Origin of the sequence: Vreelandella songnenensis (assembly GCF_003002925.1) — a bacterium.
Classification (GTDB): Bacteria; Pseudomonadota; Gammaproteobacteria; order Pseudomonadales; family Halomonadaceae; genus Vreelandella; species Vreelandella songnenensis.
This window is the reverse complement of sequence record NZ_PVTK01000001.1, coordinates 810,249-823,483: the sequence shown is the minus strand read 5'-3', so window position 1 is coordinate 823,483 and position 13,235 is coordinate 810,249. Positions and strand designations below refer to the sequence as shown.

The 13,235-nt window shown below is 62.0% G+C and carries 9 protein-coding genes; 3 read left to right on the top strand and 6 right to left on the bottom strand.

Annotated elements, in window-relative coordinates; genetic code table 11:
- Nucleotides 1-19 precede the first annotated feature (19 nt).
- The 6 genes from betT to B0H98_RS03595 form a co-directional block, all read right to left on the bottom strand.
- Nucleotides 20-2,068, bottom strand: coding sequence for a choline BCCT transporter BetT (betT, locus tag B0H98_RS03620; RefSeq protein WP_106373683.1), 2,049 nt, complete (start codon nt 2,066-2,068; stop codon nt 20-22).
- Nucleotides 2,069-2,266: 198 nt separating this feature from the next.
- Nucleotides 2,267-2,680: a hypothetical protein gene (locus B0H98_RS03615; protein WP_106373682.1), complete on the bottom strand. Its 414-nt coding sequence runs from the start codon at nt 2,678-2,680 to the stop codon at nt 2,267-2,269.
- A gap of 98 nt (nt 2,681-2,778) precedes the next feature.
- On the bottom strand, nt 2,779-3,489 hold the full coding sequence (locus B0H98_RS03610; RefSeq protein WP_106373681.1) for a response regulator: 711 nt from the start codon (nt 3,487-3,489) through the stop codon (nt 2,779-2,781).
- Nucleotides 3,490-3,506: 17 nt separating this feature from the next.
- Complete coding sequence (locus B0H98_RS03605) at nt 3,507-4,907, bottom strand: ATP-binding protein (protein ID WP_106373680.1); 1,401 nt, start codon at nt 4,905-4,907, stop codon at nt 3,507-3,509.
- Nucleotides 4,907-8,002, bottom strand: coding sequence for an efflux RND transporter permease subunit (locus tag B0H98_RS03600; RefSeq protein WP_106373679.1), 3,096 nt, complete (start codon nt 8,000-8,002; stop codon nt 4,907-4,909). Before B0H98_RS03600 ends, B0H98_RS03605 begins: the two co-directional genes overlap by 1 nt.
- Entirely contained in the window at nt 8,002-9,204 is a 1,203-nt protein-coding gene (locus B0H98_RS03595; protein WP_106373678.1) for an efflux RND transporter periplasmic adaptor subunit, read from the bottom strand. Before B0H98_RS03595 ends, B0H98_RS03600 begins: the two co-directional genes overlap by 1 nt.
- A gap of 179 nt (nt 9,205-9,383) precedes the next feature.
- Between B0H98_RS03595 and B0H98_RS03590 the strand changes: the two genes are divergently transcribed.
- From B0H98_RS03590 to B0H98_RS03580, 3 genes are all read left to right on the top strand, one after another.
- Nucleotides 9,384-9,977: a TetR/AcrR family transcriptional regulator gene (locus B0H98_RS03590; protein WP_106373677.1), complete on the top strand. Its 594-nt coding sequence runs from the start codon at nt 9,384-9,386 to the stop codon at nt 9,975-9,977.
- Between the two features lie 38 nt (nt 9,978-10,015).
- On the top strand, nt 10,016-10,900 hold the full coding sequence (locus B0H98_RS03585) for an alpha/beta fold hydrolase (RefSeq protein ID WP_106373676.1): 885 nt from the start codon (nt 10,016-10,018) through the stop codon (nt 10,898-10,900).
- Between the two features lie 116 nt (nt 10,901-11,016).
- Nucleotides 11,017-13,197: an OsmC domain/YcaO domain-containing protein gene (locus tag B0H98_RS03580; protein WP_106373675.1), complete on the top strand. Its 2,181-nt coding sequence runs from the start codon at nt 11,017-11,019 to the stop codon at nt 13,195-13,197.
- The last annotated feature ends 38 nt before the right edge of the window (nt 13,198-13,235 follow it).

Sequence of the window (13,235 nt, the reverse complement as noted above, 5' to 3'; positions counted from 1 at the left end):
ACGGCAGCGTGGTCTGGCGCTACAGCTGGGCATTCTCGGGCGGTTCGCCGATGGTGCCGGGCATGGGTTGTACGGTGCCGCGCTCCTGGCCTGCCAGAGCGAGGAAATGCAGGTGGCGCTCGTATTCGCTTACCAGATCACCGATCACCTGTCCGCGGGTATAGCCGTTCAGATCCTTGTCCAGGCCGCCTTCGGCCAGATAGACATCCAGGCGTACGTAGAAGTCATCGTCGGCTTCGATAAAGCTTGGCGTGCGCATGCGGTGCGGGCACACCTGATAGACAAAGCGGGTGGCTTCGCCCAGATCAACCTGAAGCATCAGGCTGGGCAACGACTCGCCTTCCTGCTGCTCTTCGCTCACATTTGCAGCCTGGCCACGGCTTTCAAGCTCCTCGGCAAACTGGATCATTGCCGGGCGAATCGAGTGCTTGATGGTCGCAGCAGCCCCTGCGCGGTTGGAAGTGTCTAGGGCATGATCCAGGCGCTCCTTCCAGTCACCGCCGGGGGCGCTACCGGCAATTGCCCGACGCGCATCGGCCTTGTTGCCCTCAAGCTTGAGGGCTTTGTACATTCCCAGCATGACCGCGAAAATCACCACCGAGAAGGGTAAGGCGGTAATGACCACTGCACTTTGCAGGGCGTTGAGTCCACCGGCCATCAGCAGAGCAATGGTGATCAGCCCAATCACTGCCGACCAGAAAATGCGCAGGCGAATTGGCGCATCGTGATTGACGTCGCTCAAGATCGATGTGAAGTTGGCCAGTACCAGCGCGCCGGAGTCGGCGGAAGTAATGAAGAACACGATGCCCAGAATGGTGACAACGGCCGCGGTGATACCTGCATACGGGTAGTACTCAAGCAGTGTGTAAATCGTGGTTTGCGGCGTGTTGAGAGCCTGTTCGCCAAGTGCTGTGACGCCCTGATTGGCGACCAGTTCAATACCACTGTTACCAAATACCGACATCCATACCATCATGAACGCGAGCGGTATGAACAGGGCACCGGCGACAAACTGACGGATGGTGCGGCCACGGGAAATACGCGCCAGGAACAGACCCACAAACGGGGTCCAGGCAATCCACCAGCCCCAGAAGAAGATCGTCCATCCCATTTTCCACTCCTGGGCACCGTCGCCGGTGAAGGCGTTGGTATCAAAGCTCGCGGCTACAAAGCCTGAAAGATAATCGCCTGCGTTGTTCACCACCTTGTCGAGCAGAACCAGTGTGTCGCCGGAAAACAGGATAAACAACATCAGTCCCAGCGCCAGCAGCATGTTGAACTCTGACAGACGGCGAATGCCCTTTTCGACCCCGGTAACCACTGAAATGGTGGCCAGTATCACCACCAGTACAATCAGGATGACCTGTACCGTCAGCGTCTCCGGCACATCAAACATGTAAGTCAGGCCGTAATTGAGCTGAATGACGCCGATTCCAAGGCTTGTGGCGATGCCGAACACGGTGGAAACCACCGCCGTGATATCCACCGCGTTACCTATAGGCCCATGAATGCGCTTGCCCAAGAGCGGATAGAGCGCGCTGCGAATGGCCAGCGGCAGGCGATGCCGATAACTGAAGTAGGCCAGTGCCATACCCATCAACACGTACAGCCCCCAGCCGGAGAGCCCCCAGTGCAGATAGGTTTGAACAACGGCGTTACGCATCGCTGCCTGACTTTCCGGAGTCAGGTCGGGTGGTGCCAGATAGTGAGAAATCGGCTCGGCCACGCTGAAGAACAGAAGGTCGATGCCGATACCCGCCGCAAACAGCATGGCTGACCAGGAGAGCAGCGAAAACTCGGGTCTTGAGTGATCCGGCCCGAGGCGAATGCTGCCAAATCGCGACATGCCAATCACCACGACAAATACCAGATACGCCACAATTGCCAGCATGTAGTACCAGCCAAAGGTGGTGCTTACCCAGGCAAGCGCTGCATTGAAAAACTCACCGGCCTGCTGAGTGAACAGCAGCGTGAGCACAAGAAATATCAGTATACCGGCCATACTGCCGTGGAAAACCACGGGATTCAGACGGTCACGAGAGGAGAGGGAAGCGTTGTCTTTCGCCATGCAGGCGGACTCCTGTGGTTGAGACAAAAGGTAAGCGAATTTATTTTTAAATGAACGTTCAATTTAAAATACGTGGTTTAAGAGTCCGCTTCAAGTCAACGTGCGGTTTAGAGAGGGCATGGGGAGGCAGACGGCCGGTATGAAAAGCAGAACGCCCGGCAATGGCCGGGCGTTCTTGATAGGCAGCGAGTAGAAGGATTACTCGCTGACAGCTTCCGCTTCACCATCTCGATGGTCATGCCCGCCGCGACGGCCGTGGCCTTTACCTTCGCCGCGATGCTCGTCGTGCACTTCCTTCATGGCATCTTTCAGGGCATCGCGCTCTTCTTCGGAAAGAATGTCAGCGACTTTTTCCTGATGCTCGGCACGCAGCGCCTGCATGGCCTGGTAGTGCTCGGCGTTCACTTCGTTGAGGGCAGCCTGCTGCTCTTCGTTCAGGCCGGCGCGCTCATAGACTTCCTGGCGGCGCTCTTCCATGCGCTGATGAAACGCTTCACGATCAGCCTCGGAGGCGTGGCCTGAGTGCTGCTCCGCCTGGGCCGAAAAGGCCAGCGGGGCCAGTGCCAGGGCAAGCAGGGTCGGGGCAAACATCTGACGTAATGACATTTTCATGACGTACCTCCTGATAAGTTGACTATTGCAGTATCCGGCAGCGCCGTGCAAACCCGATGCACGGAGTGTGCAACAACCAAGACCTTCTGCGTCTGCCATTACCCCTCCGGCTGGTACTTGTAGCCCACTCCATATACCGAGCGAATGATCTCCTGTTCGGGCAGGGCCTCGGTGATCTTCTTGCGCAGCTTCTTGATATGACTGTCGACGGTGCGCTCGGAGACGATACGGTTGTCGCGGTACATGTGATCCATCAGCTGTTCGCGGCTGAAGATGCGCCCGGGTGACTGCATCATGACCCGCAGCAGCTGGAACTCGACGGCGGTAAGCCCCAGATCCTGGCCGCCGGCCAGCGCCTGCCAGCCGTCTTCATTGAGAGTGACTGGCGTCGCCTCATGGCTTTTTTGGTGATCCGGGGCGGCCTGCTCGGCCATCGCCTGGCTGCGGCGCAGTACCGCTTTCACCCGGGCGACCACTTCGCGGGGGCTGAAGGGCTTGCAGATATAGTCATCGGCGCCCAGTTCAAGGCCCAGCAGGCGGTCCACTTCCTCCACCTTGGCAGTCACCATGATGATGGCGATGGCGGGCCGGGCGTTGCGAATTTCGCGGCACAGCGTCAGGCCATCCTTGCCGGGCAGCATGACATCCAGCAGCACAAGCTCAGGCGAGTTTTCCTCAAGCCAGGGAAGCACCTCGTCGCCGTGGCCGATGGTGGTCACGCGGTAGCCGTGGGAGGTCAGGTAGTCATCCATGAGGCGGGCAATCTTGGGCTCGTCCTCGACGATCAACAGCGGGGTATCTTGGGTCATGGAAGGCTCTTTTATCATCAATGGGCCGTCAGAAGAGGAAAGCGTAGTGTCCAGCAAAGCCCGCCCAGCGCCGCGTTGGAGGCTTCCAGGGTGGCGCCGTGAGCGCTGACCAACGCGCTTGCAATGGAAAGCCCCAGGCCGCTGCCGCCGCTGGCCCGGTTGCGCGAACCCTCAACGCGATAGAGGCGCTCGGTCAGCCTTGAAAGCTCGCTTTCGGGCACGCCCGGCGTACTGTCCTGCCAAGTGATCACCGCCTGCTGGTGCTCGATGGCAAGCGTCACTTTGAGCGTGCCGGGGGCATCGGTATAGGCGCAGCTGTTGTCCAGCAGGTTGTTCCACAGCTGGTGCAGACGCTGGGCGTCGCCCCGAATCATCACGTCCGGGGCGATCTGTGTGACCAGCGCAAGGCCGCTGTCACTCAGCCAGCGATCAGCGTCTTCCAGGCGGCTTCCCAGGCTGGCGCTCAGGTTCATCGGTGCCAGGTGAATGTCCAGGGCACCGGCATCGCTTTGGGACAGCAGGCGCAAATCCGCCACCAGGTGCTCGAGCTGGGCGACTTCCTGAGCCAGCGAACTCAGGTTCTCCTGATTCAGCGGGCGGATGCCGTCCTGCATTGCCTCGATTTCACCGCGCAGCACGGCCAAAGGCGTGCGCAGCTCGTGGGCGGTATCGGAGACCCAGCGCGCCCGGGCATCGCGATTGGCTTCAAGGGTAGCGGCCAGGACGTTGAAGTCCCGCGCAAGCCGGGCCAGTTCATCCCGGCCGCGCTCGGGCAGGCGGGTGTGGTAGTTGCCTTCGGTAAGACGCCGCGTGGCCACGGCGAGTGCCCGCGTGCGCCGGCTCAGCCACCAGGAGAGCCCGGCGGCCAGCAGCAGCGAGGCCAGGCCGATCGAGATGACGATGATCACCAGATTGCGCTGCTGAAGCTCCAGAAAGCGGTTCTCCATGCGCTCCATCATCTGCTGCGGGGGACGAAACCCCAGCGAGCCGATAGCTTCGCTGTTGCTGTAGAGCGTCAGCCAGCGCCAGTCGCCGGACCCCGTGCGGCCGTTACGGGGCGGCACGACGAACTCACCTTCCGGCGCCCGCAGGGCAAAATCCTGCGCTTCGCCGAGCGGGGAGGGGCGCTCGCGATGCTCCTGACCCAGCTCGAAGCGCACGATATGCGGCCAGCGCTCGGGGTTCTGCTCAAGCCAGCGCCAGTCGCCTTGGGTTTCCCAACGCGTAATCAGGCCGTCGGCCAGCAGCATGGCGCGGCGCTCCTGCGCCTGGTTCAGGTAGTCGATGAATCCGCGGTCGATGCTGTAGGACACGGCCAGAAACATGCTGGCGGAAATCGCCACGTTGACGCTCAAGATAGCGGCAAAGAGTTTCAGCCCCAGCCGTGAAGGTCGCCATCCGGGTAGAGAAATCGCCATCAGGCAGCGCCCTCCTGGCGAGGTTTTTGCGGCATGCTTCGCCGCTCGCGCCAGTTCTCCATGCCCAGATAAAGGCAGGGCACCAGAATCAGCAGAATGACGGTGGCGAAGATCATGCCAAAGCCCAGCGAAATGGCCATGGGGATCATGAAGCGCGCCTGACGCGAGGTTTCCAGAATCATCGGTGCCAGGCCCAGAAAGGTGGTCAGCGTGGTCATCATGATCGGCCGCAGGCGGCGGGTGGCGGCGGCAACGATAGCTTCCCGGGGCGCCATGCCTTCACGCCGCTTGCGGTTGGCGTAATCGATCAGCACCAGGGCGTCGTTGATTACCACCCCGGAGAGCGCCAGCATCCCCAGCAGGCTGATGATCGAAAGCCCGAAGCCCATGATCATATGGCCGACCACGGCACCCACGATGCCAAACGGAATGGCGGCCAGTACCAGCAAGGGTTGCAGGTAGCTTCTAAACGGGATGGCCAGCAGCGCATACAACGCGGCCAGCATCAGCCACATGGCGGTGCGCAGCGAAGCGAGGTTATCAGCGGTATCCTGCTGGCGGCCGCCCAGGCTGACCTCGAGCCCCGGCCAGGTATTGGTCAGCGTGGGGAAGATGTCTTCCTGCAGCGTGGCTAGTACCTGATTGATGGTCCGATCGCCTTCCGAATCGGCGGTGACGGTAATGATGCGCCGGCCGTCAATGCGCTGCAGGCTGCTGGACGCCTGGCTCAAGGTGATATCGGCCACGCGGGAGAGCGGCACGCTCAGGCCATCCGGCGTGCGTATCGGCATGCGGTAAAGCTCGTTCAGGCTATCGCGGTCGGTTTCGGGCAGGCGCACTTCCACGCTGATCTCGCTGCGTCCGACAAACTGCTCGACCGCTGTGGCGCCCTGAAGCGGCCCGCGCAGTGCCTGTGCCAGGTCGCTGCCGGTCAGGCCAAGCGCGCGGCCTTCTGCCGAAAGGCGCATTTCCAGCTGGGGTTTGCCGTCGCCAATACCGCTGTCGATATCGGTCAGGCCATACTCGCTAAGCACCTCGGCCAGACGTGCCGCGGCTGCTTCCAGCACCTGGGTGTTGGGGTGCGAGAGGCGCAGGCTGAGGGCAGCGCCGCTGCCGGGGCCGCCAAAATCGGACTCAAAGCGTACCGACTGGGCGCCCACCAGGTCGCCGGCCACCTCACGCCACTCACTGGCAATGCGTGACGGCGGCCATGCCTCCAGGCTTTCGCTGGCGATATCCAGGCGTACTTCGAGGCTCTCGCCATCCAGGCGGCTGCGCGTGCTGCTGAACGCCAGCGTGTCTTCACGCTCGCTCAGCTGCCGAGCGGCCTCCAGCAGCTGCTGGCTAAGCTCCCGGCTGACGCTGATGTTGGTGCCGATCGGCAGGGTCACGGTGGCCTGCACCTGGTCGGATTCGGCTCGCGGCATGAGCGAGAACCCAAGCCGCCCGCTCATCGCCCACGACAGGGCGACGAGCAGCACCGCCACGCCCAGCGCGATGCTCAGCATGCGCTGGTTGAGCGCGCGCTGCAGAAACGGCTCGAACTGGCGATAGGTAAAGTGGTGCAGGCCGCCCTGCATGCGCTGGCGCAGCGCTTCAAGCGGTTTCTGCCAGGCCGGTGTCTCGCGCGGTTTGCGGCTGTGGGCGAGGTGGGCGGGCAGGATGAACAGCGCCTCGGCCCAGGAGATCAGGAAAACTGTAATCACCACCACCGGCACCGTAGCAAACAGCATGCCCAGAAAGCCCGGCAGGAACAGCAGTGGCAAGAACGCCACGATGTTGGAAAGAATGGCAAAGGTGAGCGGGATGGCGATTTCGCTGGCGCCCTTGACCGCCGCATCGCGCAGCGAATAGCCCTCTTCACGATAGCTGTAGATGTTCTCGCCCACCATGATCGCATCGTCCACCACGATGCCAAGGGCAATGATAAAGGCAAACATCGACATCATGTTCAGCGATACGCCGATCCAGGGCAGAAACAGCATGGCGCCCAGAAACGCGGTCGGGATGCCCAGCGTTACCCAGAAGGCCAGGCGTGCTTCCAGAAACAGCGCCATCAGCACCAGTACCAGCGCCAGGCCCATCCAGGCGTTCTTGAGCAGCAGGCTCAAACGGTCTTCATACACCTTGGAGCTGTCGCGGGCGACATCCAGGCTGACCCCGGGGGGCAGGCCCGCGCGCAGGTTATCGAGCTCGGCGTAAACGGCCTGTGAAATGCTGGTCGGCGTCTGGTGGCCAATCTGATAGATGTTCACCGAAAGCCCAGGCTCGCCGTTGTAGAACTCCTCCCGGTCGGTTTCCGCAAAGCCGTCGCTGACGCGGGCGATATCGCCCAGCAGCACCGGCGTGCCCTGGGCGGTGGTTAGAATGGGCAGGTCGGCGAACTCGGCGGCACTGTTGCGCCGGCCCTGGTAGCGAATCAGCCACTCGCCTTCGGCGGTGGTCAGCTGGCCGCTGGCCAGATCCAGCGCCTCGGCACCGATGCGGCTGGCCAGCTGCTGGTGGTCGAGCCCGTAGCGTTCGATGGCCTCTTCATCCAGATGCACCTGAATTTCACGCTCGCGGTTGCCCGAAAGCTCGGCCCGCGAGATGCCCGAGGCGGCCTGCAGCTCGGCGCGCACGTCTTCGGCGGCATCGTGAAGCGCGGAAAGCCCCACCGCGCCGTAAACCTGGAGGCTGACCACGCTGCGAGAGCCGCCAGCCAGGGTAAAGCGGGGCGGGTCGGCAGCGTTGGGCAGGGTGGTAATTGCATTGACCGCCTGCTGGATATCCTGATACACGCGCATCACGTCCACGCCGTCAATCAGCGTGGCGCTGACCATACCGCTGCCTTCGCCGGCGCTCGAGGTCAGCTCGTCGATACCCTCGACGTTGGAAATCGCCGCCTCGACGGGCAGCAGCAGGCTCTGCTCGACGTCTTCCGGCGTGGCGCCCGGATAGCTGATGGAGACCTGAACGATCTCGATCTCGAACTCGGGAAAGACCTCTTTCTTGATCGCCAGTGACGCCATGAGGCCGCCCACGATAAACAGCACCATCAAGAGATTGGGGGCTACCCCGTGATCGATCATCCAGGCGATAGGGCCACGGCGCATCAGTTGTTCTCCCTATCGCTTGCCGGCGTGTCGCCGCGCGTGCGCACGCGAATCTGTTGGCCTTCGCGGGGTTGGGCAAGCCCTGAGGTCACTACCCGCTGGCCGGCTTCCAGGCCGCTGCGCACCAGCGCTTCGTCTTCGCCGCGGTAGGCAAGCGTTACCGTGGTGCTGTGCAGGCGGTCCTCGTCATCCACCCACCAGACGCGCTCGCCGGGACGCAGGGCCGCCGAGGGCAGGGCGATCAGGTCTTCCTGGGCCTGGGTTTCAAACGCCACTCGCATCACATCGCCCAGGCGCAGTGCCGGGCCGTCGCTTTCCAGCGCCAGTGGGTCGTTCACGGCAATCAGTAGCTGCGCCTGAAGCCCGCTCTCTTCCAGGTTGGGCAGAATCGATACCAGGGTGCCCTCGCGACTCGCTCCATCCGGCCAGCCGCGGCTGGTGAGCGTGACCAAACTTCCGGGCTCCAGCCACTCAAGCGCATCGCCGGGCAGCGACGCGCGCACCCAGAACTGTTCGACGCCTACCAGGCTCAAAAGCTCTGTACCCAGGCTCAGCAGGCTGCCGGCGCCTACCAGGCGCTCCTGCACCATTGCTTTCCAGGGCGCGGTCAGCGTTGCCCGCTCGAGATTCAGCGCCGCCTGGTCGCGAATGACCCGGGCCTGGGTAAGCTGGGCCTGAGCCTGGCGCAGCTGCGGCTCGCGCAGTACCAGCGCGCGCCGCTCGGCGGAGAGCTGGCGGCCGAACGACTCGTACTCGCTGCGCGCGCGCTGCTGCTCGGCGTTCTCCAGGGCCAGCTGCGCTTCGGCGTTGCGTAGCTGGGCTTCGGCGTCTTCAAGGGCCAGGCGCAGATCGGCCTGGTCGATATAGGCGACCGGCGCGCCTTGCTCGACTACCTGACCCGGCAGGACGCCATCGCCGAAGCGTTCGAGCTGGCCCGCGACCCGGCTTGCCAGCATCGCCTGCTGCTCGGCCTCGACCCGGCCAAAACCGCTCAGGATGGGTGATTGGGGGCGCTGTTCGAGTGTGATGACATCTACCACCGGCGGCGTCGGAACCGGCGGCGGGCGGCGCTCGATACGCGGCGGCTGGGTGATGATCCACCAGGCGCAGGCCAGGCCGACCACTACCACCAGCAGGGCGGCCACGCCGCCTAGACGGACTCGGCCCCGTTGAGCCGAAGGCGAAGATTCAATAGATTTCATCAACACGGGTTATCCGTTGTGAGAGCAAAAAGGGAAGCAGCGAAAATTCCGGTAAAAGAAGCGTATCATGCTAGCATCACGCATTGGTTCGCAGCGATTAGGCAAGCATTATGAAAAGAGCGTGCAAGCCTTCGCCAGTCCAATAAATAACCGCCGACCGACGAGTCCCGTGTAAACGTATGAAAAACACCGCCACCCGCGATAAGTTGATTGATACTGGTGCCGAACTGATTACCCAGCAAGGGTACAACGCCACGGGCATCAACGCCGTACTTAACGCCTGCGGCGTGCCGAAAGGCTCGTTTTACCACTATTTTTCCAGTAAAGAGGACTTTGGGCTGGCGGTGATCGAGCGGTTTGCCAACGACTACGATGCAAGCCTGGTCGTACTGCTCGAAGATCCGATGACGCCTCCGCTCGAGCGCCTGAAGCGCTATTTTGCTGCCGGCCGTGCGCATATGGGCGAGCACGACCACGCCACCGGCTGCCTGATCGGCAACCTGGGCCAGGAGCTTGCCGGGCAAAGCGACCGCTTTCGCCAGGCGCTCAACCACGCGTTCCAGCGCTGGGAAACCCGCTTTGCCCACTGCTTGAGCGCCGCCCAGGCGCAAGGCGCCATCACCTCCACGCTCGATCCCCAGCAGTTGGCAAGCTTCATTCTTTCCGGTTGGGAAGGGGCCATACTGCGCGCCAAGACGCTGAAATCAGCCGCGCCCATGGAAGTATTCGAGAGCCTGCTGTTCAAGCAGGTGCTGACCCCGCCGGCCGGCTGAGCGGCTTGCGTTGATCCGTTTCCGGCCAGGAGTTCGCCATGTTTACCGGCTATGAAAAACACACCCGCCACGTCAACGGCGTCGAGATCGCCTTTCGTATGGGCGGCAGCGGCCCCGCGCTACTGCTGCTTCATGGCCACCCGCAGACCCACGTTATCTGGCACAAGGTCGCGGAAACACTTGCCCGGCACTTCACCGTGATTGCTGCCGACCTGCGCGGCTACGGCGACAGCGCCAAACCCGACGATGATTCCGAGCACCTGACCTATTCCAAGCGCACCATGGCCGCCGACATGGCCGAGCTGATGGGAGAGCTTGGCTTTGCGCGCTTCAAGGTGCTGGCCCATGATCGCGGCGCGCGAGTGGCCCACCGGCTGGGAGTGGATTACGCCGAGCGCGTCGAGCGCATGGTGCTTCTGGATATTGCGCCCACTCTTGCCATGTATCGCGGCACCACCGAGGCCTTTGCACGCAGCTACTGGCACTGGTTCTTTCTGATTCGCCCTCAACCGCTGCCGGAAATGCTGATCAATAGCGACCCCGCCCAGTACCTGAAAAGCGTGATGGGGGCGCGCAGTGCGGGGATGGCGCCGTTCACACAAGAAGCCCTGGCGGAGTACGAGCGCTGCCTGACGCTGCCCGGCACCGCGACCGGCATCTGCGGCGACTACCGCGCCAGCGCCACGATTGATCTGGTGCATGATCAGGCAGATATCGACGCCGGCGTAAAGCTCACCTGCCCGCTGAAAGTGATGTGGGGTGCCGAAGGCGCCATCGAAGCCTGCTTCGATGCCCTGGCCGAATGGCGCAAGGTAGCCACTCACGTCGACGGCAGGGCGCTACCCTGCGGCCACTACATCGCCGAGGAAATCCCCGAGATACTGCTGGAACAGGCGCTTACGTTTCTAGGCGACGCCGGTTAGACGATTCGGGAAACTGCCCAAGACGAAGCGGGTGAAAAACTGGATAATGGGCGGCAATTCGCCCGGTGCCCGGCAGGAAAGGGCAAGGCACACTCATTACTCCGGATGCCCGCTTTATGGAAATCAAGGTCAACTATCTCGACAACCTCCGCCTGGAGGCCAAGTTCGACGACTTCACGGTCATCTCCGACCAGCCGATCCGCTACAAGGGTGACGGCTCCGCCCCCGGCCCGTTCGACTACTTCCTGGCCTCATCGGCCATGTGCGCGGCCTACTTCGTGAAGGTGTACTGCAACGCGCGGGATATTCCCACCGAGAATATCCGTCTGTCCCAGAACAACATCGTCGACCCGGAAGACCGTTACAAGCAGATCTTCAAGATTCAGGTGGAGCTACCCGACGATATCTCCGAGAAGGATCGCCAGGGCATCCTGCGCTCCATTGACCGCTGCACAGTCAAGAAGGTGGTGCAGACCGGCCCGGAGTTTCAGATCGAGACAGTGGAAAACATCGATGAGGACGCCCAGGCGCTGCTGATGGGCGCCCCGGACGGTGGCAGCACCTACATCGAAGGCAAGGATGCGCCGTTGGAGGAGACCATCGCCAACATGAGCGCGATTCTGGCGGGCCTCGGCATGAAGATCGAGATCGCCTCCTGGCGCAATATCGTGCCCCATGTGTGGTCGCTGCATATTCGCGATGCGGCGTCGCCCATGTGCTTTACCAACGGTAAGGGCGCCACCAAGGAGAGCGCGCTGTGTTCGGCGCTTGGCGAGTTCATCGAGCGCCTCTCCTGCAACTTCTTCTACAACGACCAGTTCTTCGGCGAAGAGATCGCGGGAAGCGACTTCGTGCACTACCCGAACGAGAAGTGGTTCAAGCCAGGGCCCAACGATGAGCTGCCCGAAGAGATTCTCGACGAGCATTGTCTTGCGATCTACAACCCGGAAGGCGAGCTTTCAGGCTCGAATCTGATCGATACCAACTCCGGTAACGAGGCCCGCGGCATCGTCTCGCTGCCCTTTGTGCGCCAATCCGATGGCGAGACGGTCTACTTCCCCTCGAATCTGATCGAGAACCTGTTTCTGAGCAACGGCATGAGCGCAGGCAACACCCTGGTGGAAGCCCAAGTGCAGTGCCTTTCCGAGATTTTCGAGCGAGCGGTGAAGCGCGAGATTCTGGAGCAGGAGCTTTCGCTTCCGGACGTACCGGCGGATGTGCTGGCGAAGTACCCCAGTATCGTCGAGGGCATCAAGGCGCTGGAGGCCCAGGGTTTTCCGGTGCTGGTAAAGGATGCCTCCATGGGCGGGCAGTTCCCGGTGATGTGCGTGACGTTGATGAACCCGCGCACCGGCGGGGTGTTTGCCTCCTTCGGCGCCCACCCGAGTTTCGAGGTGGCGCTGGAGCGCAGCCTGACCGAGCTATTACAGGGGCGTAGCTTCGAGGGCCTGAACGATTTGCCGCTACCCACTTTCAACTCGCAGACGGTGTCCGAGCCCAACAACTTCGTCGAGCACTTCATCGACTCGGTAGGCGTGGTCTCCTGGCGCTTCTTCAGCGCCAAGGCGGATTTCGAGTTCAGCGAGTGGGACTTCTCCGGCACCAACCAGGAGGAGGCTGACACGCTGTTCGGCATTTTTGAAGAGCTGGGGGCCGAGGTGTACATGGCGGTCCACGAGGATCTCGGCGCGCCGGTGTGCCGTATCCTGGTGCCGGGCTACTCCGAGGTGTACCCGATCGAGGACCTGATCTGGGACAACACCAACAAAGCGCTGGATTACCGCGCGGATATCCTCAACCTGCACCGCCTGGAGGACGACCAGCTTCTCGATCTGGTCGAGCGTCTGGAGGAGAGCCAGATGGACGACCACGCCGATATCATCACGTTGATCGGCATCGAGTTCGACGAGAACACCGTCTGGGGCCAGCTCACCATCCTGGAACTCAAGCTTTTGATCTACCTGGCGCTTGGCCGTTTAGAGGAAGCGCTGGACTGCGTGCAGATGTTCTTGCAGTACAACGACAACACCGTCGAGCGCGGCCTTTACTACCAGGCGGTGAACGCGGTGCTTGAAATCGCGCTCGACGACGAGCTGGAAATCGACGACTACCTGCCCAACTTCCAGCGCATGTTCGGTGAAGAGACCATGGCGGCGGTCGTGGGCTCGGTGGAGGGCAGCGTGCGCTTTTTTGGGCTGACGCCCACCAACATGCAGCTCGACGGTCTGGAGCGCCACCAGCGTCTGATCGAGAGCTACAAGAAGCTTCACGCGGCGCGCGCGGCTCGCGCCGAGTAAGTTCGGCGTTTGATTGTGTTCAATGTTCACTTGTTTAA